Source organism: Achromobacter sp. D7-1 (genome assembly GCF_059760445.1).
This window is the reverse complement of record NZ_JCBAMT010000097.1, coordinates 1-24,440: the sequence shown is the minus strand read 5'-3', so window position 1 is coordinate 24,440 and position 24,440 is coordinate 1. Positions and strand designations below refer to the sequence as shown.

Annotated in this window: 18 protein-coding genes; 14 read left to right on the top strand and 4 right to left on the bottom strand. The window is 67.7% G+C overall.

Going from position 1 to position 24,440, the window contains the following annotated elements:
• The first annotated feature begins 316 nt into the window (after positions 1 to 316).
• The gene (locus tag AC6LKD_RS28445) at positions 317 to 1,735 is read left to right on the top strand and encodes a tetratricopeptide repeat protein (RefSeq protein WP_498118119.1); all 1,419 of its coding nucleotides are present in this window, start codon (positions 317 to 319) and stop codon (positions 1,733 to 1,735) included.
• A gap of 65 nt (positions 1,736 to 1,800) precedes the next feature.
• Positions 1,801 to 1,965: a hypothetical protein gene (locus tag AC6LKD_RS28440; protein WP_207469650.1), complete on the top strand. Its 165-nt coding sequence runs from the start codon at positions 1,801 to 1,803 to the stop codon at positions 1,963 to 1,965.
• A 12-nt stretch (positions 1,966 to 1,977) separates the two neighbouring features.
• Here the strand turns inward: AC6LKD_RS28440 and AC6LKD_RS28435 are convergent, their stop codons facing one another.
• Positions 1,978 to 2,733: a 5'-methylthioadenosine/adenosylhomocysteine nucleosidase gene (locus AC6LKD_RS28435; RefSeq protein WP_498118118.1), complete on the bottom strand. Its 756-nt coding sequence runs from the start codon at positions 2,731 to 2,733 to the stop codon at positions 1,978 to 1,980.
• 338 nt (positions 2,734 to 3,071) lie between these two features.
• Between AC6LKD_RS28435 and AC6LKD_RS28430 the strand changes: the two genes are divergently transcribed.
• Positions 3,072 to 4,112: a T6SS phospholipase effector Tle1-like catalytic domain-containing protein gene (locus AC6LKD_RS28430; protein ID WP_013396319.1), complete on the top strand. Its 1,041-nt coding sequence runs from the start codon at positions 3,072 to 3,074 to the stop codon at positions 4,110 to 4,112.
• 278 nt (positions 4,113 to 4,390) lie between these two features.
• Complete coding sequence (locus tag AC6LKD_RS28425; protein ID WP_498118117.1) at positions 4,391 to 6,076, top strand: GGDEF domain-containing protein; 1,686 nt, start codon at positions 4,391 to 4,393, stop codon at positions 6,074 to 6,076.
• 13 nt (positions 6,077 to 6,089) lie between these two features.
• Here AC6LKD_RS28425 and AC6LKD_RS28420 read toward each other — a convergent pair whose 3' ends face one another.
• Positions 6,090 to 9,632, bottom strand: a complete 3,543-nt coding sequence (locus AC6LKD_RS28420; RefSeq protein ID WP_498118116.1) for an indolepyruvate ferredoxin oxidoreductase family protein — start codon at positions 9,630 to 9,632, stop codon at positions 6,090 to 6,092.
• A 102-nt stretch (positions 9,633 to 9,734) separates the two neighbouring features.
• Between AC6LKD_RS28420 and AC6LKD_RS28415 the strand changes: the two genes are divergently transcribed.
• Positions 9,735 to 10,640, top strand: coding sequence for a LysR substrate-binding domain-containing protein (locus AC6LKD_RS28415; protein WP_013396322.1), 906 nt, complete (start codon positions 9,735 to 9,737; stop codon positions 10,638 to 10,640).
• Positions 10,641 to 10,648: 8 nt separating this feature from the next.
• Here the strand turns inward: AC6LKD_RS28415 and AC6LKD_RS28410 are convergent, their stop codons facing one another.
• Entirely contained in the window at positions 10,649 to 11,557 is a 909-nt protein-coding gene (locus tag AC6LKD_RS28410) for a LysR family transcriptional regulator (protein WP_013396323.1), read from the bottom strand.
• 126 nt (positions 11,558 to 11,683) lie between these two features.
• Between AC6LKD_RS28410 and AC6LKD_RS28405 the strand changes: the two genes are divergently transcribed.
• From AC6LKD_RS28405 to prpF, 8 genes are all read left to right on the top strand, one after another.
• Positions 11,684 to 12,277, top strand: coding sequence for an amino acid synthesis family protein (locus tag AC6LKD_RS28405; RefSeq protein WP_054452076.1), 594 nt, complete (start codon positions 11,684 to 11,686; stop codon positions 12,275 to 12,277).
• Entirely contained in the window at positions 12,274 to 13,062 is a 789-nt protein-coding gene (locus AC6LKD_RS28400) for an alpha/beta fold hydrolase (protein WP_498118115.1), read from the top strand. Before AC6LKD_RS28405 ends, AC6LKD_RS28400 begins: the two co-directional genes overlap by 4 nt.
• 31 nt (positions 13,063 to 13,093) lie before the next feature.
• Positions 13,094 to 14,065 carry a Bug family tripartite tricarboxylate transporter substrate binding protein gene (locus tag AC6LKD_RS28395; protein ID WP_498118114.1) on the top strand — a complete coding sequence of 324 codons (972 nt, stop codon included), beginning with the start codon at positions 13,094 to 13,096 and terminating at the stop codon, positions 14,063 to 14,065.
• A gap of 106 nt (positions 14,066 to 14,171) precedes the next feature.
• Positions 14,172 to 16,064, top strand: a complete 1,893-nt coding sequence (locus AC6LKD_RS28390) for a sigma-54-dependent Fis family transcriptional regulator (protein WP_498118113.1) — start codon at positions 14,172 to 14,174, stop codon at positions 16,062 to 16,064.
• Positions 16,065 to 16,257: 193 nt separating this feature from the next.
• The gene (locus AC6LKD_RS28385; protein ID WP_498118112.1) at positions 16,258 to 18,060 is read left to right on the top strand and encodes an NAD(P)/FAD-dependent oxidoreductase; all 1,803 of its coding nucleotides are present in this window, start codon (positions 16,258 to 16,260) and stop codon (positions 18,058 to 18,060) included.
• Between the two features lie 139 nt (positions 18,061 to 18,199).
• A complete protein-coding gene (locus tag AC6LKD_RS28380) occupies positions 18,200 to 18,910 on the top strand; it encodes a GntR family transcriptional regulator (RefSeq protein WP_013396329.1) in 711 nt (236 codons plus the stop codon).
• Entirely contained in the window at positions 18,907 to 21,516 is a 2,610-nt protein-coding gene (gene acnD, locus AC6LKD_RS28375; protein ID WP_013396330.1) for a Fe/S-dependent 2-methylisocitrate dehydratase AcnD, read from the top strand. Before AC6LKD_RS28380 ends, acnD begins: the two co-directional genes overlap by 4 nt.
• 64 nt (positions 21,517 to 21,580) lie before the next feature.
• Positions 21,581 to 22,765, top strand: a complete 1,185-nt coding sequence (gene prpF, locus AC6LKD_RS28370; RefSeq protein ID WP_013396331.1) for a 2-methylaconitate cis-trans isomerase PrpF — start codon at positions 21,581 to 21,583, stop codon at positions 22,763 to 22,765.
• Between the two features lie 71 nt (positions 22,766 to 22,836).
• On the opposite strand, the gene AC6LKD_RS28365 is transcribed toward prpF, so the two are convergent.
• The gene (locus tag AC6LKD_RS28365; protein ID WP_013396333.1) at positions 22,837 to 23,508 is read right to left on the bottom strand and encodes an ankyrin repeat domain-containing protein; all 672 of its coding nucleotides are present in this window, start codon (positions 23,506 to 23,508) and stop codon (positions 22,837 to 22,839) included.
• A 130-nt stretch (positions 23,509 to 23,638) separates the two neighbouring features.
• On the opposite strand from AC6LKD_RS28365, the gene AC6LKD_RS28360 reads away from it, so the two are divergent.
• On the top strand, positions 23,639 to 24,440 hold an 802-nt coding region (locus AC6LKD_RS28360), incomplete at its 3' end, for a LysR family transcriptional regulator (RefSeq protein WP_498118111.1).

Here is a 24,440-nt window from a genome sequence, read left to right as displayed (position 1 = left end):
CGTTGGTCAGCGCGGACTGCGCCGCAGGTTCCAGCGCGCCAAAGGCCTTGAGCAGCGGACCATAGTAGGTCTTGAAGACCTGCAGCCAGTGCTCCGGCGAGCGGTAACGGAACACGAAGTGGCGGGGGGTGGGCGGGGGGGGGGGGGGGGGGGGGGGGGGTGGCGGCGGGGGGGGGCGGGGGGGGGGCGGCGGCGGCCCCGGGGGAGTGCGCCCGCCACATCCGGCCAACCAACTCGCTTGCGCGGCATCCGCCGTTCTCTGAGAGAATGGCCGCCTGTCTCACAGACCCCATCGATCAGACCTCCAGCAGCACCCATGACGCTTCCGCCCTCCAGGCTGTACCCCTTGCTGTTGTCAGGCGCGCTCGCGTTGGCGCAGACCGTCTTTCCGGCACAAGCTGCCGGCAGCGCGTCCCCCAGGAAATCCGCGACCCACAGCACGCCCTCGGCACCGCCCGGGGGCATGCCCCAGTATGGCAAGGGCGGCCATGGGCGTTATCTGACCCTGAGGCTGGACAACAGCCGCGGCAGCGCGATCGCCCCCAATACGCCCTACCGTCTGTTCCTGACCGAAAAAGGCCAGTCCATCGAGGGCACACCCAGCCAGGACGGCATCGTGCATGGCGTCACCGACGCGCTGGGCCGCAGCGCCTGGATCTGGACCCGCGATGCGCATCCTGCGAAGGACTACACGCTGATCCGGCGCATCGGCGACGGCGCCTGGGGCACCGTCTTCCAGCTGCAAACCAGCGGGGAAAAAGACCCGCTTGGAGGCTGGCCCTACCTCACCACCATGCAAGTGCGCTGGGGTGAACAGTGGGCGGATCTGGGCTACAGCACCGCCCAGGGCAATACGGCGTACTTCAGCCACGACCGTCCAGCCGCCACCCTGTCGATATCGGTCGACGCCAGCGTGGCGGAGAACCGGCAGTGCTTTGACGCATTGGACGCCATCAACCGCAGGTTCAGCCAGAACGATGCCGCGGGCGCGCTGCAATTGGTGGACGCCACGGAATGCGGCGCGCAGCCGCGGCAACAGCTGGACATGGCCAATCTGCTGCTGATGGCCGGCCGGGCCGATCTCGCGCGGCAGTGGCTGGACCGCGCCCGCGCCGAGTCCTTGTCTGTCTCGTCCACGCCTGTGGATCACGATGAGCTTCAAGAACGCTACAAACTTGAGCGTTTGCTGGGCCTGCCCCAGTTGGCATTGGAGGACGCCCTGGAACTGCAGCGCCGGCAAGCGCAGAAGCCCCAGGCGGATGAGCCCGACTGGGCCAACAGCATCGCCTACTACCTGGCGGATTTTCCCGAGCATCTGGCCGAAGCCGAAACCCAGGCGCGCAGATCGATCGAGACCCTCGGACCCGGGCCGTACAACCAGGGAACCCTGGGCTGGATCCTGACCCTGCGGGGCGACGTCGATGGCGGGCTGGCGCTCATGAAGCGGTCCTACCGCGAGATTCCGCGCAATGAGGAAATCGTGGCCGACTACGGCCTGGCGCTGTGGCGCCACGGCCAGCCCGAACTGGCCGCGCGGCTCTGGGACCAGGCCCAGACGCAATGCGTCTGGGGCCAGCGCATGCACGACGCGCTGCGCGAGGCCGGCCAGCCGCACCCCTACTTCCAGGCGGCGAATTCCAGCGCGGTAGCGGTCTACCAGCAGCGTTGCTCTGCGCCGCAGACCAAGCGCAAGACCCGGCACGGCGAGCAGCGCAGCGCTGCCGCCGAAGCGTAAAATAGGCCCAGTAGACAAGCCGCGCACCGCACGCTCGCAATAACGGGCTCGCGCAGGAGACCATCATGAAATCCGCCCTGATCCGCCTGCTTACCCTCACGGCCACGGCCCTGGTCCTGGCCGGCTGCGCGCCGGGCAATGGCGGGCCGCCCTATCCGGGCGCCGTCAATCCCTACAGCGAAGGCGGATTCCACGACGCCGGCCCCAACTATCCCGACACCGGCCGCTGAAAACCACCCGCTTCAGGCTTCGCGCAACGCCCCCGACTTCAGCAGGGGCGCCAGGATGCCAGCGGTATAGACCCGCGCCAGATTCACCAGGAAATCGGCGAAATCCGCCTTCGCGGCGTGGTCGGCCTGATCCGAGATCACGCGCAACACCGCGAAGGGCACGCCGAATTCGTAGCAGACCTGCGCCATCGCCCCGCCCTCCATTTCCAGGCAGAGCGCATCGGGCAGCCGCTGGCGCAGCTGGTGCGCATAGTCATTGCTGTTGACGAAAACGTCGCCGGTGGCGATGAGTCCATGGTGCACCCGCGGCGGCTGCGCGGCCTGCCCCGCAGGCAAACCCGCTTGGCCGCGCGCGAACTGTCCTGCGCTTTCCAGCAGCCGCGCGCTCAGGACCGCGTCCGCGTCGAAGCGTACGCGGCCCAGCAAGGGAATCTCGTGCTGGCCGAACAGAGGACGCGCATCCATGTCGTGCTGCATCAGCGCGCTGGCCACGACCACATCGCCCACCGCCACGTCCTGGTGCAGGCCACCCGCCAGTCCCGTGAAGATCACCCGCGTGGCATGGAACTCCTGAATCACGATGGACGCGGTCGCGGCCGCGGCCACCTTGCCGATCCGGCTCAACGCAATCACGCAAGGCGTGCCCCACAAGGTGCCGACATGGAAGTCGCGCATGGCGACATGGTGAATCGTGGCGCCCGGATCCATCGCCGCGAGCAGGTCGGCGATTTCTTCGTGCAGGGCGCCAAGTATGGCTAAACGTCCCATGTACCTTTTCTCTGATCATGCGCGGCCCGCGGCCGCCCAGTGCGCAACATACCCCAAGCATGAAGCCACCGCCAACGGACGCCCCGGCGCGGGCGTGCAAGGCACGGATGGCGACTTTTGATGTAGTGCGGACGTCCTGCTGTGCGTGCGCCAGCCGGCAACGCCAGCAGCCGTCTTGGATGGCTACCGATTAGCTAGTCAAAAGTACGGTGTACATCTGATCAGCAGGGAAACCACCCGCCTGGATCGCTCCGCGCCGCGTGCTAGCTTACGTCGCGCAGGACGCGGGCCATGCAGCAAGCAGATTCATCGCAGGACTCAATCTGTGGAGAACGATCATGGTGAAGAATCTAGCCGTATTCTTCGATGGGACCTGGAACGAACCCAACGACCGCACCAACGTCTACGAACTCTACAAAGCGGCGCCCGAGACCTCCACGCAGGAAACGTTCTATATCGAAGGCGTGGGCACGCAAGGCCAGGGCCTGTGGGCCGCCATCGACAAGTTCGCCGGCGGCGCCTTTGGCGCGGGGCTGTCGGCCAACATCCGCGCGGGCTACCGCTGGCTTTGCCAGCGCCATGAAGCGCGCGACCGCATCTTCCTGTTCGGATTCAGCCGCGGCGCCTATTCCGCCCGCAGCCTGGCCGGCATGGTGCGCAAATGCGGCCTGCTGAACGATCCTTCCGACAACAACGTGGCCGAAGCCTATGCGCTATATCGCGACGACTGCATCCCCACGTCGCTGGAGGCCTCGTCGTTCCGCGTGAACTTCTCGCGCGAGACGGACGTGCATTTCGTCGGCGTCTGGGACACGGTCGGCAGCCTGGGCATACCGGTGGGCGGCATCCCATTCCCCGGTTTTTCCAAGTTCTACAACTTCCACGACACCGAACTGAGCAACCACGTCCATCACGCCTATCACGCCATCGCCACCAACGAGTTCCGCGAACCGTACTCGCCAACCCTGTGGACGCGCCTGGCCAATTCCGAGCCCCGGCCGCCCGAGAGGCCGGTCGAACAACGCTGGTTCATCGGCGCCCATTCCGACGTCGGCGGCGGCTACCGGGACGGCAGCCTGCAAACGCTGCCAGCCTCATGGCTGCAAGAGAAGGCCCGCCAGGCCGGCCTGGAAGCCGGGCTGGCGCAACGCATCGCCACCGACTATGAACAATGCCAGCCGCACGACTCCTATCGCGAGTTCACCGACAAAGTGCTGATCCATGTGAAAAAGCGCCCCAGGTTGTGGGATGGCGCGACCGTGCTCAACCTGACCGTGGACGAACGGCTGCTGAAGCGGTTCGGGCTCAGTCTGGACTTCCTGAAGGAGTATCCGGACTTCAAGGACGCACTCGAAAAACTGCCGGTCGCGCCACCGTGACCCGCCCGCCGCCCAAGGCGGCGCAGACGATGAAAGCACTCGCAACAGAGTGATGTAATGCGCTCAAAAATGAGACTTTGCGACTTAATGCGATACAAACTTCGGCCCGTCGGACTGTGGCGGGAAAACCATGCTGCCCATGGCCCATTTCAAGTAACCTCCGGCCACCAGTCATTGTTCCGAGCCGATGTTTACGCATGTTCCGCAATGTCTTTGCTCTCAAATCCCTTGAAAGGTATTTCCTGACACTGGCTGCAGGCGTAGCGCTGCCGGTCTCCATGCTGACCGTGATCGTGGTGCAGCAGAACTGGCGGTCGCTGGCCGCCACCGACGATGCCATGCGAGGCTTCATCGTGGTCCGCACGACCCTCATGACGATGGAGGCGGTCTCCGCCGAACGCGGCCCCATGAACTCGGCGCTGGGTTCCGATCTGCCGGTCCCCGAACACATCCTGCACGCGCTGGACCAAGCGCGCCAGCGCACCAACGCACAGATCGCCGACCTGCTTGCCCTGTACCGCGCGCCGCTCAATCCCAACGGCGCCCGCGAATTCACCAACATCCAGCGCATCCGCGAATCCCTGCTGAATGCCCGCGCCAGCGCCGACGCGGCGATTGCCGCGCCCCGCGCCAACGTCTCCGGCTACAACCTCTGGACGGTGGTCGGAGACATGGTCGCGCTGGTGCCCGAGCTGCGTGCCGCCATGTCCGACGGCATCGGCCTGGTTGCCAGAAACCAGGGCGAGGACTTCGACCTGCTGTCCTTGGCGCTGCTGGCCGGCGAACTGCGCGAGCAGGCAGGGCTGGTGGGATCCACCTTTGCGCCGGCCCTGAGCAAACGCCGCACGCTCACCGCCAGCGACCAGTTGAGGATCGAGCGCGTGATCGGCCGCATCGACGAACTGCGCGCGCTGATCGAGGCCAACATCGCCAGCATGCCGCGCCATGCCTCATCGCTCGCCTATCGCGAACTGCAGCAGCAGTACTTCGGCGAGGGCATGAACTACCTCGACAGCGTGCGCGCCATTGCCGAGCGGGCTCCGGAAGACTCGCTCGTGTCGATGTACGAACTGGGCGCGAACTACGTGCCGCAGATGAAGTCCATCGTCCGGTTCCGCGATCTCATGCTCAACGACGTTGAGCGGCGCATCGGCGAAAACCGCCAGGCCGCGATCCGCGTCCTGCTGACCACCCTGGCGGCTGCGGCGATGCTCACCGCCGCCCTGATACTCGGCCTGGCCATGTTCCGCAAACGCGTCATCCGGCCCTTCGTCCGCGCCACCAACATCATCGGCGCCATCGCCAAAGGCGGCGAAGTGCCGGCCATCCCCGCGGGCCAGTACCGAGGCGAAGTGAACAGCATGTTCAAGGCCCTGGATGTGCTCAACGACAACGCCGCCGCCGTGCGCAAGCTGGAGCTGGAACGCGACCGCCTGATCCAAGACCTCGCCATCATGGCAGAAACGGATTTCCTCACCGGCCTGCTGAACCGCCGCGCTTTCGAAAAACGCCTGGAAGCCGCGCTGGACGACATGCGCCACGACGATGGCGACGGCCTGGCCTTCATCCTGTTCGACCTCGACCACTTCAAGTCCATCAACGACACGCACGGCCACGCCACGGGCGACGAAGCGCTCAAGACCGTGGCGGAACTATGCCGCAGCACCTTCCGGCAATCCGACGTCGTCGCGCGCGTGGGCGGCGAAGAGTTCGCGGTGCTGTGCCGCAGCCGCCGTCCCGAACCCGTCCGGGACGTGGCCGAACGCATGCGCCTGAACATCGCGCGCACGCAGATCAGCGCCGGCGGCGCAGCCCGCTTCAGCATGACCGCCAGCTTCGGCGTCGCCCATGCCCGCAGCGGCGACACGGCGGCGCTGGAGAACCTGTCCCGCCGCGCCGACGAACTGCTGTACAAGGCGAAGCTGAACGGGCGTAATTGCGTGCTGCTGGAGAACGCGGCTTGACGCAGCGCGCGCCTCAGGCCGCCAGCGTTTCCCGCGCCCGCCCCCGGTAGCGTTCCCACAGCCCGGTTTGCTGCGCGCGCACCCGTTCGACATTCTGCTCCTTGACGTGGCCATAGCCGCGGATCGTGTCCGGCAGCGCGGCCAGTTCCAGCGCCGTGGCGCGATTGGTCGCGTCGAGCGTGCGTGAGAACTCCTCGGCCAGCGCCAGGTAGTCGGCGGCCAGTTGGCGCTCCATGCGGCGTTCGGCGGTCTGGCCGAATATGTCCAGCCAGGTGCCGCGCAGCCGCTTCATCGGCGCAAGCGCGCGGAACGCCAGCGCCATCCATGGACCATATATGCGCTTCTGCAGCCGCCCCCGCGCGTCGCGCCGCGCGAGCGCTGGCGGCGCCAGGTGATAACGCAGGCGATAGTCGCGGCCAGGTTCGCCTTCGAATTGCTCGCGCAGCCGCGCCTTGAAGGCCGGGTCCACGTATAGGCGCGCCACCTCGTATTCGTCCTTGTAGGTCATGAGCTTGGCGAGATGGCGCGCGACCGCCTGTGTCACCTCGAAGCGTTGCGGGTCCGGCAGCGAGGCCTCGCGCGCGCGCACCGCCGCCACTGCTGCCAGGAAGCGCGCGGCGTAGGCCTCGTCCTGGTAGGCGCGCACGTGTTGCGCCAGCCGCTGGATCTGGCCGTCCAGGGACTCCGGCAGCGCGACCACCTGCGCCCGCGGCGCCGGCTTGAGCACATCGGCGCCGCGGCGCGCGGCCTGCCGGCCGAGTTCGAAGGCCGCCAGGTTTTTCTCGACCGAGACGCCGTTCAGTTCGATCGCGCGCCGCAGGCTGTCCAGTGACAGCGGCAGCCCGCCCTGCTGCCAGGCATAGCCCAGCAGCAGAGGATTGGCGTAGATGGTGTCTCCGAGCAGGGCCTCGGCCAGCGGCCCGGCCTCGATGAAATCGCAATTGCCGCCCGTGCTGCGCGCCAGCGCGGCCTCGGCCTGCGCGCCGGGAAAGCGCCAGCTGGGCTGCGACAGGAAGGCGGCGGTAGGCGCGGCGCTGCTGTTCACCACGGCGCGGCCATGGTCCGGCCGCAAGCGCGACAGCACTTCCGGCGACGCCGACACCAGCGCGTCGCAGCCGATGACCAGATCGGCCTCGCCCAGCGCCACGCGCGTCGCATGCAGGTCCGCGGGACGATGGGCCAGTTGCACGTGGCTGAGCACGGCGCCGCCCTTCTGCGCCAGCCCTGCCATGTCCAGCACCGTCACGCCCTTGCCTTCGAGATGCGCGGCCGCGCCCAGCAGCGCGCCTATGGTCACGACGCCGGTACCGCCCACGCCCGCGATCACCACGCGATAGGCCCCTAGCGGGGGGATTTCCGCCAAGGCGGGTTGCGGCGGTTCGGGCAGTGTCGGGGACGTCTTGCCCGCGCTCGCCTTGCGCAGGGTCGCGCCTTCCGCGGTGACGAAGCTGGGACAGAAGCCCTCGACGCAGGAGAAGTCCTTGTTGCAGGACGATTGGTTGATGCGGCGCTTGGTGCCCAACGGCGTGTCCAGCGGCTCGACGGACAGGCAGTTGGATTGCACCGAACAGTCGCCGCAGCCTTCGCAGACCGCCTCGTTGATGAAGGCGCGGCGCGGCGGGTCGGGATAGTCGCCGCGCTTGCGGCGGCGGCGTTTCTCGGTGGCGCAGGTCTGGTCGTAGATCAGCACCGTCGTGCCTTCGATGTCGCGCAGCGCGCGCTGCACCTCGTCTAGGGCCTTGCGGTGGTGCACATCCACACCCTGTGGCAACGTGGCGGCGCCGGCATATTTTTCCGGCTCGTCGCTCACCACCACGGTCTTGACCACGCCTTCCGCCAGCATCTGTGCGGCGATCTGCGGCACGGTCAGGACGCCGTCCACCGGCTGGCCGCCTGTCATCGCGACCGCGTCGTTGTAGAGAATCTTGTAGGTGATGCTGGCGCGCGCGGCCACCGCGGCGCGTATCGCCAGCAGCCCCGAATGAAAATAGGTGCCGTCGCCCAGGTTGGCGAAAATGTGGCGCTCGGACGTGAAGTCCTTCTGGCCCAGCCAGGCAACGCCCTCGCCGCCCATCTGGCTGAAGGTGTCGGTATTGCGGTCCATCCACATCGCCATGTAGTGGCAACCGATGCCGGCCACGGCGCGCGAGCCTTCGGGTACGCGAGTAGAGGTATTGTGCGGACAGCCCGAACAGAACCAGGGCTTGCGCTCTTCCACCAGGGTGGGCCGGGCGGCTTCGCGCTCCTTGGCATCGATGACTGCCAACCGCGCCGCAATGCGCGCCCGCAGCGCGTCCGACAGGTCGGCCTTTTCCAGGCGCGCGGCGATGGCGCGGGCGATCAGTGCCGGCGACAGTTCGTGGCGCGCCGGCAGCAGCCAGCCGCCGCGCGGCGTGGACCACTCGCCGCCGCCGTTGTCGCGCTCGTCGAACTTGCCGTAGACGCGGGGCCGCACGTCGTCGCGCCAGTTGTAAAGCTCTTCCTTCAGCGCGTACTCCAGGATCTGGCGCTTTTCCTCCACCACCAGGATCTCTTTCAGGCCAGTGGCAAACTCGCGCGCGTCCTGCGCGTCCAGCGGCCAGATGCAGCCCACCTTCAGCACGCGGATACCGGCCTCGCGACAGGCGACTTCGTCCAGGCCCAGGTCGTTGAGCGCCTGGCGCACGTCGAGATAAGCCTTGCCGGCGGTCATGATGCCGAAGTGCGCCTGCGGCGAATCCAGCACCACGCGGTTCAGCTTGTTGGCACGCACATAGGCCAGCGCCGCATACCACTTGTGGTCCAGCAGCCGCGCCTCCTGCGCCAGCGGCGTGTCGGGCCAGCGGATGTTCAAGCCGCCTTCGGGCAGGGCGTTGTCTGGCAGCACGATCTGCACGCGGTCGGGATCCACTTCCACCGAGGCGCTGGACTCCACCACGTCGGTCACGCATTTCATGGCCACCCACAGCCCGGTGTAGCGACTCATCGCCCAGCCGTGCAGGCCGTAATCCAGGTATTCCTGCACATTGGACGGATACAGCACCGGTATGCCGCTGGCGATCAGCACGTGCTCGGACTGGTGCGCCACCGACGAGGACTTGGCGGCATGGTCGTCGCCCGCCAGCATCAACACGCCGCCATGCTTCGAGCTGCCGGCGGAATTGGCGTGCTTGAGCACGTCCACCGACCGGTCCACGCCCGGTCCCTTGCCGTACCACATGCCGAACACGCCATCGCGCGCCGCGCCCGGGAACAGGTTCAGCTGCTGCGAGCCCCACACTGCCGTGGCGGCCAGGTCCTCGTTCACCCCAGGCTGGAACACCACGTCGTTGGCCTGCAGGTGGCGCTTGGCCTTCCACAACGCCTGGTCCAGGCCGCCCAGCGGCGAGCCGCGATAGCCCGAGATATAGCCGCCCGTGTTCAGGCCGGCCTGCTGGTCGCGCTGCTTCTGCAACAACGGCAGCCGCACCAGGGCCTGGGTGCCGCTCAGGTAGATGCGCCCTTGGGTGCAGGTGTACTTGTCGTCCAGCGTCAGGCCATGGGTATCGGCCGCGCCTGCGGGTTGTGGGGCGTTCACGCTTGTCTCCTGCGTTGCGGTTTTTGGTGTTTTGCCGCAGTGTAGGAAGCAGGCTGGTTATCGTATATTCATATATTCAGGTATCAGGTATTCGATAAACACATGGCTAATGACGTCACCCTGCGCCAGCTGCGGTACTTTGCCGCGGCCGCCCGGACCGGCCGGTTTTCCATGGCCGCCGCCGACGAGCATGTCTCGCAGTCCGCGGTCACCAACGCCGTTCTGGCGTTGGAGGCGCAGCTGGGCGTGCGGCTGTTCGACCGCCATCCCCACGGCGTCACGCTGACGCCGGAAGGGCACAACTTCCATCAGCGCGCGCGCGAAGTGCTCGACTCCCTGGACGACGCCCTGCGCGAGCCCGGCTTCCAGCGTTACGCATTGCGCGGCGCGGTGCGGATCGCGGCGTCCTACACGGTGCTGGGCTATTTCCTGCCCGACCTGCTGGCGCGCTTCCGGCGGCGCTATCCCGACGTAGAGCTGGATCTGGTCGACCTGGACCGGCCCGAGATCGAAGCCGCCGTGGCCAGCGGCGAGGTCGAGCTGGGCGTGGCGCTGCTATCCAATGTGGAGCGGCGCGAGCGCTTCGGACATCAGGTGCTGGTGCGCTCGCGGCGGCAGCTATGGACCGCGTCCGGCCATCCGCTAGCGCAGGCCTCGGCGCCGTCGCTGGCCGACATTGCCGGCCATCCCTACATCCTGCTGGAAATGGATGAAGGCGAACGCTCTGCCCTCGCTTATTGGCGCGCCCACGGCCTGCAACCGGACATCGCGTTCCGCACGCGCTCGATGGAGGCGCTGCGCGGGCTGGTTGCGCACGGCTTCGGCGTCACCATGCTGTCGGACATGGTCTACCGTCCCTGGTCGCTGGAAGGCCGCAAGATCGAGGCGGTGCCCATCACCGACGCCGTCCCGCCCATGGAGGCCGGCTTGCTCTGGGATCCGCAAGCGCGGCTGGCCAAGCCCGCCGAGGCTTTCCGCCAGTTCATGATCTACGCCTGCGGCGTCTGAGGCTCCCGCTACACCAGGATCGCGCCCTTGCGGCGCGTGAACTGGGCCAATGAACGCAAGGCCAGCGCGTGCATGGCCGCCACCGACGGCAGCAGGGTTTCTTCCTTGCGGGTCAGCACGCCCACGATGCGCTCCACCGTGGGCTCGGCCAGCGGCACGAAGGCCAGCCCGCTCGCGGCTGCCGGCCGCGCCAGCACCGGCAGCACGGTCACGCCCAGGCCGCTGACCACGCTGGCCAGGAGCGAAGCGCGGTTCGACACCACCATGAACGGGTCTTCGATGGCCCCACCCAGTTGCCGGTTCTTCAGCGTGTCGAAGGTGGCGTTGCCTATCAGGCGCTCGCCCGCCAGCGCCGCCCAGGGCACGGGGCCGCGCCGCCGCGCCAGCGGATGGCTCTTGCGGCACACCAGGCCGAAGGCGTCGCGCGCCACGGGCGCGAAGGCCACCTCCGCGGTGCGCGGCACCTGTCCCGCCACGCCTACCTGTACTTCACCGCTCAGCACCAGCCGGTGCACGTCCTGCGAGGATTCGTCGATGGCGCGGATGCGGATCGCGGGGTGGCTGCGCGCATAGCGCTCCAGCAGGCGCGGCAGCCATTCATCGGCCAGCGACGGCATCACCGCCAGCGACACCGGCCCCTGGCTGCCCAGGCCGAACTGGCGCGCCGCGTCCAGCACCCGGTCGTGGGTGACCAGCAATTCGCGGAACAGCGGCGCCACCGCAAGGCCAAGGGGCGTGAGCTGGGCGCGCTTGCCGGGTTCGAATAGCGGCGCGCCTAACTGCTGCTCCAGGTCCTGCATGGCCGCCGACACGGCCGCCTGCGAACGGAACGTGCCTTCGGCCGCCAGGCGGAAACTGCCGTGATCGGCCGCCAGCAGGAACTGGCGCAGGTGCTGGATCTTCAGGGGCGCAGACATGGATTCAAGGGATCTGAAAATTCGGATTTTCCGAAATTAACTTGAGTTAATTTGGATTGTCAAAACTCTGCCCAGCGCCCAACAATGGCCTCGTCTTTCATTCCTACAGGTACTGGAGCAGCGGTTATGTCTTTGCAAGTGCGCAAGGTAGTCAGCTATGTGGAAAAAACCCTGATCGAAGGCGGCCGCGCAGCCGAGCGGCCGCTGGTGATGGTCATCGCCGCGGCCGTGATCCGCAATCCCTGGGCCGGCCAGCCGTTCCAGGAAGACCTGCGGCCCAAGATTCTGGAAGCCGCGCCGCCCCTGGGCGAACTGCTGGTCGCGGAAATCCTGCGCCAGGCCGGCTCCGCCGATCAGGTCGAAGCCTATGGCAAGGCCGCGGTGGTGGGTACGGCCGGCGAAGTGGAACACGCGTCGGCGCTGATCCACACCTTGCGCTTCGGCAACGCCTATCGCGGCGCGGTGGGCGGCACCAGCTACCTGAGCTTCACCAATATGCGCGGCGGCCCCGGCTGCGTGATCACCGTGCCGCTGATGCACAAGCTCGACGAGGGCCTGCGCTCCCACTACCTGACGGTGCAGACCACCATCAACGACGCGCCCGCGCCTGACGAGATCGTGATCGCGCTGGGCGCGGCCACCTCCGGACGTCCGCATCACCGGATCGGCAACCGCTACTCGGACCTGCAGGAACTGGAACGCGAGGCGCAAGCCAAATGAGTCCGCATTCTCGGCGTACTGGACGCGGCGAGCCGCTGGTGCTGCTGCATGGCGTCGGCTTGGACCACACGCTGTGGGACGACCTGGCGCCGCTGCTGGAGCCGGATTTCGAGGTGCTGCGCTATGACATGCTGGGCCACGGCCACGCCCCCGCCATCGACGCCAGCGTAACGGTGCAGGATTTCATCGCGCAGCTGGACGCGGAACTGGACCGCGCCGGCTGGCAAAGCGCCAACCTGCTGGGCTATTCCATGGGCGGCCTGATCGCGGGCGCCTATGCCGCCGCCCGCCCGCAACGCGTCAACCGGCTGGCCCTGCTGAGCACGGTGTTCCGCCGCAGCCCCGAGGAGGCGCGCGCCGTGCTCGCGCGGCTGGACGCGGCAGCAACCCAAGACCCGCAAGCCGCCGCCCAAGTCTCGCTGCAACGCTGGTTCACGCCCGCGTTCCAGGCCGCGCGTCCAGAACGCGTGGCCTGCATCGGCCAGCGCCTGCTGGACAACGACCGCGCCAGCTTCCTGGCTGCATACCGCGTGTTCGCGCAGGGCGACCCGATATTGGCGCAGGCCGCGCCGGGGATCGCCTGCCCCGCCCTGGTGCTGACGGGTGAACTGGACGTCGGCTCGACCCCGCGCATGACGCTGGAATTGGCCGAGGCCCTGCCACACGCCCGCGCGCAGGTGGTGCCGGGCCAGCGGCACATGCTTCCGGTGGAGGAGCCCGCCATCGTGGCGGCGGCGCTGCGTGGATTTTTTCTGCCGACGAGCGGCGCGGCAAACCTGGCCTGACCCGCGTAGAGTGGATACGGAGACAAACAACATGAATCGCAGAACCATCCTGAAGAACATGGCGGCCCTGGCCCTCACGCCGCTGGCTGCCGCGGTCAGCAGCGCCGCCAGCGCGCGCGAAGCCCCCTTGCGCGTCATCGTGCCCTTCCCGCCGGGCGGCGGCACCGACGTGCTGGGCCGGGTGATCGCGGCCACGCTGGAAGGCGCGCTCGACCGGCCCGTGGTAGTCGAAAACAAGCCTGGCGCCAGCGGCATGCTGGGCGCCGACTACACCGCCAACGGCGCCAAGGACGGCAGCGTGCTGCTGTTCGCCGGGCTGGTGCCTTCGGTGCGTTACTACGCCCGGCCGCCCGAGGACGTGCTCAAGCAGCTGGCGCCCGTCTGCCCCATCGCACGTTCGCCCTACATGGTGGCGGTCAACGCCGACCTGCCCGCCAAGACGCTGGGCGAACTCGTCGCCCAGGCCAAGCGCGAGCCCAAGGGGCTGACCTTCGGCTCCCCCGGCAACGCCACGCCGCAGCACCTGGCAACCGAACTGCTGCAGGCAGCCTGCGGCATGGACATGCTGCACGTGCCGTACCGTGGCACAGGCCCGATGATGACGGACCTGCTGGGCGGGCAGATCCAGGTGGTGGTCGCCACCGTCGCGGCTGTGGAACCCTATCTGCAAGGCGGACGCCTGCGCGTGCTGGCCGTGACCAGCCCGGAGCGCCTGCCCAAGTACCCGGACATTCCGACGGTGGCCGAAAGCGGCTATCCCGGCTTCTCCGCACAGATCCAGTTCGGCACCTATTGCGCCGCCGGCACGCCGGAGGCCGCCATCGCGGCGCTGAACCAGGGCATCAACCGCGCACTGCAGACCGAGACAGTCCGCGCCAAGCTGGGCGAACAAGGATTCCAGCCCACCGGCGGCACGCCCGCGCAGCTGCAACAGGCGCTGCTGGCCGAAATACGCGACGTGGCGGGGCTGGTGCAGGCCGGCAAGGTCAAGGTCGACCTGTAGCGTCCCCTTTCGTCCCGATGCTGGATAACCAGCATTTACAGGCGTGTCGTCCTCTGTGCATGCTGCCCATTGATCCGGCGCAGATCGGGCGCAACATGGAGACGACATGCCTAGTCAGGAATCCCTGCACTCCGCCCATATCCGCGAGATCGAACAGGTCGGCCAGGGCCGGCCCACGCAGCGCGACGCGCACGTGGTCAGCAGCTGGCTGCGCTGCCTGGACCAGTACCGGCTGGACCCCGCCCAGGCCTGCGAAGCCTATATCGTGCCGGACGGCAGGCTGCGCGAACACCGCCAGCAGTCCGAAGCGCTGATCTCGATTGCGCGATCCGGCCTGGACCATCTGTTCCGCCAGGTCGCCGGCCAGAACTACGTGCTGCTGCTGGCCGACCGTCAGGGCGTCACCGTGGAGTTCCTGGGCGATGCGCAGCAGACCGCCAGCCTGCGCAAGGCCGGGCTTTATCTGGGGTCGGAATGGTCTGAACAGCGCGCCGGCACCTGCGCCGTGGGCGCCTGCCTGGAAAGCGGCGAAGCGCTCACCATCCACCAGACCGATCACTTCGACAATACCCACACGCCGCTGTCCTGCACCGCCGCGCCGATCTACAGCGCCGACGGCGAACTGGCGGCCGTGCTGGATATTTCGCTGCTCAGCTCCCCCATCCTGAAAGCCAGCCAGAACCTGGCGCTGCATCTGGTCACCAGCACCACGCGGCGCATCGAAATGGCCAACTTGATGGCGCGCACCAGCAATGAATGGGTGCTGCGCTTCGCGCGCTCTCCTGAATTCCTGGACGTGGACCCGGAGGCCGCGATCTCGCTGGACGGCTCCGGCCGCATCCTCGGCATGACGCATACCGGCGCCAAATTGCTGGCGCGCGCAGCCGGTCTGGACTGGCGCAATCCCGCCGGCCTGATCGGTCAACCCGTCACCCGTTTCTTCGATGTGCAACTGGACGACCTGCCGCGCTACACCCGCGCCCATGCGCCGCAGCAGCGCCTGATCGTGGCCCGCGACGGCAATGCGCTGTTCGCGCACGCCATCGAACCCAACCGGCCTGCGCGCGGCGCCAGCATGGTGGTGCGCGGCGCGCCGTCCGCGCTGCGCGGCCTGGACGGCGGCGACGCCCGCATGGCGGCCATGCTGACGCGCGCCGCCAAGCTGGCCCGCCAGGGCCTGCCGCTCCTGCTGCAAGGCGAAACCGGCGTCGGCAAGGAATACCTGGCCCGCGCCATCCACGACGGTGGCCAGCGTGCGGGGCGCTTCGTCGCCGTGAATTGCGCGGCGATCCCCGAATCACTCATTGAAAGCGAGCTGTTCGGCTATCTGCCGGGAGCCTACACCGGCGCGGCCACCAAGGGCCGCAAGGGCTTGATCGAGGAGTCCGACGGCGGCACGCTGTTCCTGGACGAAATCGGCGACATGCCACTGGCGCTGCAAAGCCGCCTCCTGCGCGTCCTGGCCGAATCCGAGGTCACGCCCATCGGCGCCAACGCGCCGCGCGCCGTGCGCCTCTGCCTGGTGTCGGCCTCGCACCGCGACCTGGCCACGCTGGTGCGCGAGGGGCGCTTCCGCGAAGACCTCTATTACCGCATCAATGCCGCCACACTGACCGTGCCGCCGCTGCGCGAACGCGCCGACCTGGAATGGCTCATCGCCCGCCTGCTGGCGCGCCACCAGGACGAATCCGGCGCCCCCGTGCTGGCCCCCGCCGCGCTGATGGCGCTGAAGGCGCATGCCTGGCCCGGCAACATCCGCGAACTCGCCAACGCCATCGCGGTCGCCGCCGCGCTGTGCGAAAACGGCGTGATCGAACCCGCCGACCTGCCCGACGCGCTAGCGCCGGCGACAACCGCTGCCAGCCCCGCAGAGGCCGCCTTGCGCGTCATGCTGGCCAGCTGCGGCGGCAACGTCTCGGAAGCCGCGCGGCGCCTGGGCGTGGACCGTTCCACCGTGCATCGCCAGATGCGGCGCCACGGCCTGGCCTCGCGCTCCTGAGGCGCCACACCCCAACGCCACAGGTGTGGCGCGCCGCCACGGCCTGCCGCCCCGCCCTCCTGGGCGGCAAGGGTGGCACGCCGATTGCTTGATCGTTATCGACGCCCACCGGCCGGCACAGGCCGGGGCCGCCAGCAGACCGTCCCACGGTCCGCCTCGACAACGACGCCCGCCACGGGCAAGGAGACTAGACATGCAGACCGATCAAGCCGGCGCCGCCCTGGACGCCGTGCTCACGCGCCTGAACACCGCGCTGGGCAACAAGGACATCGATGGCGTCGCCGCGCTGTTCCAGGACGACTGCTACTGGCGCGACCTGGTGCTGTTCACCTGGAACCTGCGCACGCTCGAAGGACCCGAGCAGATCCGCGACATGCTGCAACGCCAGCTGGCGCAGGTGGAACCGGTGCGCTTCAGCCTGGACCCGAAAGAGACAGTGTCGCAAGAGGCCGGCCTGTTGCAGGGCTGGATCGAGATCGAGACCAACCGCGCTCGCGGCTACGGCCACATCCGCGTGCAGGACGGCAGGATCTGGACCCTGCTGACCACCATGTCCGAACTCAAGGGACACGAGGAACCCAGCGGCCTGCGCCGCCCCAAGGGCGCCGAACACGGCAGCAGCCGGACCCGCCAGACCTGGCTGGAAAAGCGCGAGCAGGAAGCCGCCGAACTCGGCTACCAGGCCCAGCCCTATGTGCTCATCATCGGCGGCGGCCAGGGCGGCATCGCGCTGGGCGCGCGCCTGCGGCAGCTGGACGTGCCGACCATCATCATCGAAAAGAACGAGCGCGCCGGCGACAGCTGGAGAAAGCGCTACAAATCCCTGTGCCTGCACGATCCGGTCTGGTACGACCACCTGCCCTACATCCCCTTCCCCGAAAACTGGCCGGTCTTCGCGCCCAAGGACAAGATCGGCGACTGGCTGGAGATGTACACGAAGATCATGGAGCTGAACTACTGGACCTCCACCGTCTGCCAATCGGCGCGCTACGACGAGCAGAAACAGGAATGGGAGGTCACGGTGCTGCGCGAGGGCAAGCCCGTGGTGCTGCGACCCAAGCAGCTGGTGCTGGCCACCGGCATGTCCGGCAAACCCAACATCCCCAGCTTCCCCGGCCAGGACGAATTCCAGGGCGAGCAGCAGCACTCCTCGCAGCATCCCGGCCCCGACGCCTACCGCGGCAAGAACGTGGTCGTGATCGGCGCCAACAACTCCGCCCACGACATCTGCGCGGCGCTGTGGGAAGGCGGGGCCAACGTCACCATGGTGCAGCGCTCGTCGACCCACATCGTGCGTTCCGAGACCTTGATGGACATCGGCCTGGGCGGCCTGTATTCCGAACAGGCGCTGGCCAACGGCATGACCACGCGCAAGGCCGACCTGACCTTCGCCTCGCTGCCCTACAAGATCATGGCGCAGTTCCAGATCCCGCTCTACGAGCAGATGCGCGAGCGCGACGCCGGCTTCTACGCCAAGTTGGAAGACGCCGGCTTCATGCTGGACTGGGGCGACGATGGATCGGGCCTGTTCATGAAGTACCTGCGGCGCGGCTCCGGCTACTACATCGACGTGGGCGCCTGCGACCTGATCATCGACGGCAGCATCAAGCTGCAATCGCGTACCGATGTCAGCCACCTGACCCGCGACGCCGTGGTGCTGAAATCCGGCGTCAAGCTGCCCGCGGACCTGGTGGTCTACGCCACCGGCTACGGTTCGATGAACGGCTGGGCCGCGGACCTGATCAGCCGCGACGTCGCCGACAAGGTCGGCAAGTGCTGGGGCCTGGGCTCGGACACCACCAAGGACCCCGGCCCCTGGGAAGGCGAACAGCGCAACATGTGGAAGCCCACGCAGCAGCAGGCCCTGTGGTTCCACGGCGGCAACCTGCACCAGTCGCGGCATTACTCGCAGTACCTGTCGCTGCAGCTAAAGGCTCGGCAGGCGGGCGTGCCGGTGCAGGTCTATGGATTGCAGGAGGTGCATCACAAGCGCTAGGCGCCCGTTCCGTCCGGTTGCCGACCCCGGCAACCGGGCTTGCGTCCAGCTGGGCATCAGGGTAAATTGTTGACAATCCAACGCCATACGGCGTTTTTTTCTGACCGTTTTCTCTAAAACCGGAAAGATTGTCAACACAATGAGCAAGGTGCTGACCCTGCCTGGCGCCGCCCCTGGCGATCACGAGACGCTTGCGGAACACATCTTCCGCAAGATCCAGTCCGCCATCGTCAAGGGTGAAATCGCCCCCGGCAGCAAGATTTCCGAGCCCGAGCTGGCCCGCATCCATGGCGTCAGCCGCGGCCCGCTGCGCGAAGCCCTGCACCGGCTGGAAGGCCAGAAGCTGCTGGTGCGCGTGCCCCATGCCGGCGCCCGCGTGGTGTCGCTGTCGCAGCAGGAACTGTCCGAACTCTACGAAATCCGCGAATCGCTGGAAGGCATGGCCTGCCGCCTGGCCGCCGAACGCATGCCGCCCTCCGAAATCGCCGAGCTGCGCGCCGTGCTGGAAGCGCACGAGCGCGACGAGGCCTTCCAGGCCGGACTGGGTTATTACCAGCAGGAAGGCGACTACGATTTCCACTACCGTATCGTCAAGGGCAGCGGCAACCAGATGCTGTTCCGCATGCTGTGCGACGAGCTCTACCAACTGGCGCGCATGTACCGCATCCAGTATTCGACAACGCCCAACCGCCCACGGCAGGCTTACGCCGAACACCACCGCATTCTGGACGCCATCGCCGACGGCGATGGCGAGTTGGCTGAAATCCTGATGCGCCGCCACATCCGCGCATCCCGTATCAACATCGAACAGCAGATCGCGCAGGGCAACCTGCAGCGCACCGAGGCATGAACCAAAACTACCGCAAGCCCCTGCCCGGCACCCGCCTGGACTACTTCGACACCCGCGCCGCCGTCGAGGCGATTTCGCCCGGGGCCTATGACCGCCTGCCCTACACCTCGCGCGTGCTGGCGGAAAACCTGGTGCGGCGCTGCGATCCGGCCATGCTGACGGACTCGCTGAAGCAGCTGATCGAGCGCCGCCGCGACCTGGACTTCCCCTGGTTCCCGGCGCGCGTGGTCTGTCATGACATCCTGGGCCAGACCGCGCTGGTGGACCTGGCCGGCCTGCGCGACGCCATCGCCGACAAGGGCGGCGACCCCGCCAAGGTCAACCCGGTGGTGCCGGTGCAGCTGATCGTCGACCACTCGCTGGCCGTGGAGTACGGCGGCAACGATCCCGACGCCTTCGCCAAGAACCGCGCCGTGGAAGACCGCCGCAACGAAGACCGCTTCCATTTCATCGACTGGACCAAGCAGGCCTTCCGCAACATCGAAGTCGTGCCCCCGGGCAACGGCATCATGCACCAGATCAACCTGGAGCGGATGTCGCCCGTCATCTACACGCAGGACGGCGTGGCCTTCCCCGACACGCTGGTCGGCACCGATAGCCACACCCCGCACGTGGACGCGCTGGGCGTGATCGCCATCGGCGTGGGCGGCCTGGAAGCCGAAAACGTCATGCTGGGCCGCGCCTCGTGGATGCGCCTGCCCGACATCGTTGGCGTGGAGCTGACCGGCCGCGCCCAGCCCGGCATCACCGCCACCGACATCGTGCTGACCCTGACCGAATTCCTGCGCAAGGAGAAGGTCGTGGGCGCCTACCTGGAGTTCTACGGCGCAGGCGCCGCCAGCCTCACGCTGGGTGACCGCGCCACCATCTCGAACATGGCGCCCGAGTATGGCGCCACGGCCGCGATGTTCTCGATCGACCAGCAGACCATCGACTATCTGCGCCTGACCGGCCGCGAGGACGAGCAGATCGCCCTGGTCGAGAACTACGCCAAGACCGCGGGCCTGTGGTCCGACAGCCTGAAGAATGCCGAGTACGAGCGCGTGCTGCGCTTCGACCTGTCCAGCGTGGTGCGCACCCTGGCCGGCCCGTCCAATCCGCATCGCCGCCTGCCGGTCAGCGACCTGGCCGAACGCGGCATCTCCGGCGTGGTGGAAAACGAACCGGGCCTGATGCCCGACGGCGCCGTGATCATCGCCGCCATCACCAGCTGTACCAACACCAGCAATCCGCGCAACGTCATCGCCGCCGGCCTGCTGGCGCGCAACGCCAACCGCGCCGGCCTGAGCCGCAAGCCCTGGGTCAAGAGCTCGCTGGCGCCGGGATCCAAGGCCGTATCGCTGTACCTGGACGAAGCCGGCCTGACCGCCGACCTGGAAAAGCTGGGCTTCGGCGTCGTCGCCTTCGCCTGTACCACTTGCAACGGCATGTCGGGCGCGCTGGACCCCGTGATCCAGCAGGAAATCATCGACCGCGACCTCTACGCCACCGCCGTGCTGTCCGGCAACCGCAACTTCGACGGCCGCATCCATCCCTATGCCAAGCAGGCCTTCCTGGCCTCGCCGCCGCTGGTGGTGGCCTACGCCATCGCCGGCACCATCCGCTTCGATATCGAACGCGACGTGCTGGGCACGGACGCCAGCGGCCGCGAGATCCGTCTGAAGGACATCTGGCCCAGCGACGAAGAGATCGACGCCGTGGTCAAGGCTGCGGTCAAGCCCGAGCAGTTCCGCAAGGTCTACGCCCCCATGTTCGGCATCCAGGACGACCGCAAGGCCGCCGTCAGCCCGCTGTACGCGTGGCGCGCGCAGAGCACCTACATCCGCCGCCCGCCCTACTGGGAAGGCGCGCTGGCCGGCGAACGCACGCTGCGCGGCATGCTGCCGCTGGCGGTCCTGGGCGACAACATCACCACCGACCACCTGTCGCCGTCCAACGCCATCCTGCTGGACAGCGCCGCCGGCGAATACCTCGACAAGATGGGCTTGCCGGAAGAGGACTTCAACTCCTACGCCACCCACCGCGGCGACCACCTCACCGCGCAGCGCGCCACCTTCGCCAACCCCAAGCTCTTCAACGAAATGGTGAAGAACGAAGACGGCACGGTGAAGCAGGGCTCGCTGGCCCGCGTGGAGCCCGAAGGCAAGGTCATGCGCATGTGGGAAGCCATCGAAACCTACATGGACCGCAAGCAGCCGCTGATCATCGTGGCCGGCGCCGACTACGGCCAGGGATCGTCGCGCGACTGGGCCGCCAAGGGCGTGCGCCTGGCCGGCGTGGAAGCCATCGTGGCCGAAGGCTTCGAACGCATCCACCGCACCAACCTGATCGGCATGGGCGTGCTGCCGCTGGAATTCAAGCCCGGCGTGAACCGCAAGACGCTGGGCCTGGACGGCACCGAAAGCTATGACGTCATCGGCGCACGCAAGCCGCGCGCCGACCTGACGTTGGTGATCCACCGCCGCAACGGCGAAACCGTCCAGGTCCCCGTGACCTGCCGCCTGGACACCGCCGAGGAAGTCTCGATCTACGAAGCCGGCGGCGTACTGCAGCGCTTCGCCCAGGACTTCCTGGAAGCCTCCGGCGCCGACAGGAAGGCCGGCTGATCCGTCATCGGCAAGGCGGGCGCCGCAACGCCCGCCGCCCCATACCCATCATCAGGACTGCCCCATGACCCATGCTCCCCAGACCAAGATAACCGCCACCTACATGCGCGGCGGCACCAGCAAAGGCGTGTTCTTCAAGCTCGACGACCTGCCCGAGTCCGCGCGCGCGCCCGGCGCCGCGCGCGACGCGCTGCTGATGCGCGTGATCGGCAGCCCCGATCCCTACGGCAAGCAGATCGACGGCATGGGCGCCGCCACCTCCAGCACCAGCAAGACCGTTATCGTCGGCAAGAGCACGCGTCCGGAGCATGACGTGGACTACCTGTTCGGCCAGGTCTCCATCGATCAGCCCTTCGTGGACTGGAGCGGCAACTGCGGCAACCTGTCGGCCGCCGTGGGGCCGTTCGCCATCACCAACGGCCTGGTCGACCCGGCCCGCGTGCCGCGGGACGGCATCGCCGTCGTGCGCATCTGGCAGGCCAACATCCAGAAGACCATCATCGCCCATGTGCCCATGACCGGCGGCGCGGTGCAGGAAACCGGCGACTTCGAACTGGACGGCGTGACCTTCCCCGCCGCCGAGCTGCGCCTGGAGTTCATGGATCCGGCCGAGGAAGGCGATGGCGGCTCCATGTTCCCGACCGGAAACCTGGTGGACGACCTGGAAGTGCCCGGCATCGGCACCTTCAAGGCCACCATGATCAACTCCGGCATCCCCACCATCTTCCTGGACGCCGAAGCCCTGGGCTATCGCGGCACGGAGCTGCAGGACGACATCAACGGCGACGCCGCCGCGCTGGCGCGCTTCGAGACCATCCGCGCCCACGGCGCCCTGCGCATGGGCCTGATCAAGAAGCTCGAAGAAGCCGCCAGCCGCCAGCACACGCCCAAGGTCGCCTTTGTGGCGGCCCCCAAGGAATACGTTTCCTCCAGCGGCAAGCAGATCGGCCAGGGCGACATCGACGTGCTGGTGCGCGCGCTCTCCATGGGCAAGTTGCACCACGCCATGATGGGCACCGCGTCCGTTGCCATCGCCACCGCCGCGGCAGTGCCGGGCACGCTGGTCAACCTGGCCGCGGGCGGCGGTGAACGCGACAACGTCTGCTTCGGCCATCCATCGGGCACCTTGCGCGTCGGCGCCGAGGCCAAGCTGGTGGACGGCGAATGGAAGGTCACCAAGGCCCTCATGAGCCGCAGCGCCCGCGTACTGATGGAAGGCCGCGTGCACGTGCCGCGCGAGGGTTTCTGATCCGGCCTGCCGTCCGCAGCATGAAGAACGGGGCTTTCAAGCCCCGTTTTTTTTTGCCCGGCGCAAGCGCCTCAGCCCTTCGCTCCCGCAGCCTCCAGCAGACGCACAACCTCGGTCTGCCCGCGCTCGCGCGCATGGCGCAGCGGCGTCACGCCCTTGCCGTCGGCCAGATTGACGTCGGCGCCGGCTTCAATCAGGCGCTTGACGATGGCCTGGTGGCGCGCGCCGCCATCGCCCAGGATCACGGCTTCCAGCAAACCGGTCCAGCCCAGGTTGTTCACATGGTCCGCGTCCACGCCCGCGCGCAGCAGCATGTCCACCACCTCGACGTGGCCGCGTTCGCACGCGGGAATGAGGGCTGTGCCGCCGTAGCGATTGGTGCTTTTCAGGTCTGCCCCGTGCGCCAGCGTCAGCGCCAGGATCTCGCGCAAGCCGCGGGCGCCGGCCAGCAGGTAGGCGCTGTCGCGGATCGCGTTCTGCGCGTTGACGTTGGCGCCGGCTTCGATCAAGGCACGGGCGGCCTCGACGTGGTTGCCCTGGGTCGCGCGCAGCAGCGGCGTATTGCCTTCCGCATCGCGCGTGTCCACGGCGGCGCCCTGCCCCAGCAGCTGCTTGACGCGGGCGGCGTCGCCATTGCCCGCCGCGGTCAGCAGCGCGGAGTCTGGACCGGCGGCCGCGGCCACGCCTCCCACGCTCAACAGGAATGCCGCCAGCCAGATGCGGCCTGCACGAAAGATAGGCATGAGTACTTCCTCCAGATCAACAGCCTTGGAGCCGGCCGAATCGGCTGACCGCCCCGCGAAGCGCCTAGTATGGCGGCCGGGCCAAGTATTATGAAATTAATTGGCTTGATAGATTCGAGTGGACATTCCAATGCTAGATCCTGTCCTGCTGCGTAGTTTCCTCACCGTCGTGGACACGGGCAACTTCACCCGCGCCAGCGAACTCCTGCACCTGACGCAATCCACGGTCAGCCAGCACGTCATCCGGCTGGAAGAGAACCTGGGCTGCCGCTTGCTGGACCGCACCCAACGCCATGTCCTGCCCACCGAGGAAGGCGAGCGCCTGCTGGGCTACGCTCGCAGCATCCTGCGCCTGGCCGACGAAGCGCGCGAAAGCGTGGCCGCCGCGCAGGCCAGCGCGGTGCTGCGCCTGGGCGCGCCGGAAGACTTCATGGGCGCGACGCTGATGCCCACCCTTGCCGCCGTCGAAGCGGCCTATCCGCGGCTGCGCGTGGAAGTCGAAGGCGGACTCAGCCACGAGCTGCTGCGGCGCTACCGCGATGGCGAACTGGACCTGCTGCTGGTCAAGCAATGGGAAGTCGATGCCGATTGCGATGCGCACTGGCCCGAGCCCCTGTGCTGGATCACCGCGCGCAGTTCGCCGCCTCCCGCGCCCGATACCGCCGTGCCGCTGGTGGCGTTTCCGTCTGGCGCACTGTACCGGCAGGAAATGACCGCCATGCTGGAGACCAGCGGCAAGCCCTGGCACGTGCGCTTTTCCAGCCCCAGCCTGCCCAGCCTCAGCGCAGCGGTCGCAGCGGGATTGGGGATCAGTCTGCTGCCTTGCGCCTGCGCCACGGCCGAACACCGGCGGCTCACGCCCGAGGAAGGATTTCCCGCGCCTCGCGGCCTGCAACTGTCACTCTACGCGCGTGGCCGGCTCAGCGATGCCG

Bases quoted from the DNA above. Each gene is read 5' to 3' on its own strand.
- AC6LKD_RS28415 (WP_013396322.1), top strand. From the start codon at position 9,735: ATGGCTAATGACGTCACCCTGCGCCAGCTGCGGTACTTTGCCGCGGCC.
- AC6LKD_RS28390 (WP_498118113.1), top strand. From the start codon at position 14,172: ATGCCTAGTCAGGAATCCCTGCACTCCGCCCATATCCGCGAGATCGAA.
- AC6LKD_RS28380 (WP_013396329.1), top strand. From the start codon at position 18,200: ATGAGCAAGGTGCTGACCCTGCCTGGCGCCGCCCCTGGCGATCACGAG.
- AC6LKD_RS28405 (WP_054452076.1), top strand. From the start codon at position 11,684: ATGTCTTTGCAAGTGCGCAAGGTAGTCAGCTATGTGGAAAAAACCCTG.
- acnD (WP_013396330.1), top strand. From the start codon at position 18,907: ATGAACCAAAACTACCGCAAGCCCCTGCCCGGCACCCGCCTGGACTAC.
- AC6LKD_RS28400 (WP_498118115.1), top strand. From the start codon at position 12,274: ATGAGTCCGCATTCTCGGCGTACTGGACGCGGCGAGCCGCTGGTGCTG.
- AC6LKD_RS28385 (WP_498118112.1), top strand. From the start codon at position 16,258: ATGCAGACCGATCAAGCCGGCGCCGCCCTGGACGCCGTGCTCACGCGC.
- AC6LKD_RS28410 (WP_013396323.1), bottom strand. From the start codon at position 11,557: ATGTCTGCGCCCCTGAAGATCCAGCACCTGCGCCAGTTCCTGCTGGCG.
- AC6LKD_RS28365 (WP_013396333.1), bottom strand. From the start codon at position 23,508: ATGCCTATCTTTCGTGCAGGCCGCATCTGGCTGGCGGCATTCCTGTTG.
- AC6LKD_RS28445 (WP_498118119.1), top strand. From the start codon at position 317: ATGACGCTTCCGCCCTCCAGGCTGTACCCCTTGCTGTTGTCAGGCGCG.
- AC6LKD_RS28425 (WP_498118117.1), top strand. From the start codon at position 4,391: ATGCTGACCGTGATCGTGGTGCAGCAGAACTGGCGGTCGCTGGCCGCC.
- AC6LKD_RS28395 (WP_498118114.1), top strand. From the start codon at position 13,094: ATGAATCGCAGAACCATCCTGAAGAACATGGCGGCCCTGGCCCTCACG.
- AC6LKD_RS28440 (WP_207469650.1), top strand. From the start codon at position 1,801: ATGAAATCCGCCCTGATCCGCCTGCTTACCCTCACGGCCACGGCCCTG.
- AC6LKD_RS28435 (WP_498118118.1), bottom strand. From the start codon at position 2,733: ATGGGACGTTTAGCCATACTTGGCGCCCTGCACGAAGAAATCGCCGAC.
- AC6LKD_RS28430 (WP_013396319.1), top strand. From the start codon at position 3,072: ATGGTGAAGAATCTAGCCGTATTCTTCGATGGGACCTGGAACGAACCC.
- prpF (WP_013396331.1), top strand. From the start codon at position 21,581: ATGACCCATGCTCCCCAGACCAAGATAACCGCCACCTACATGCGCGGC.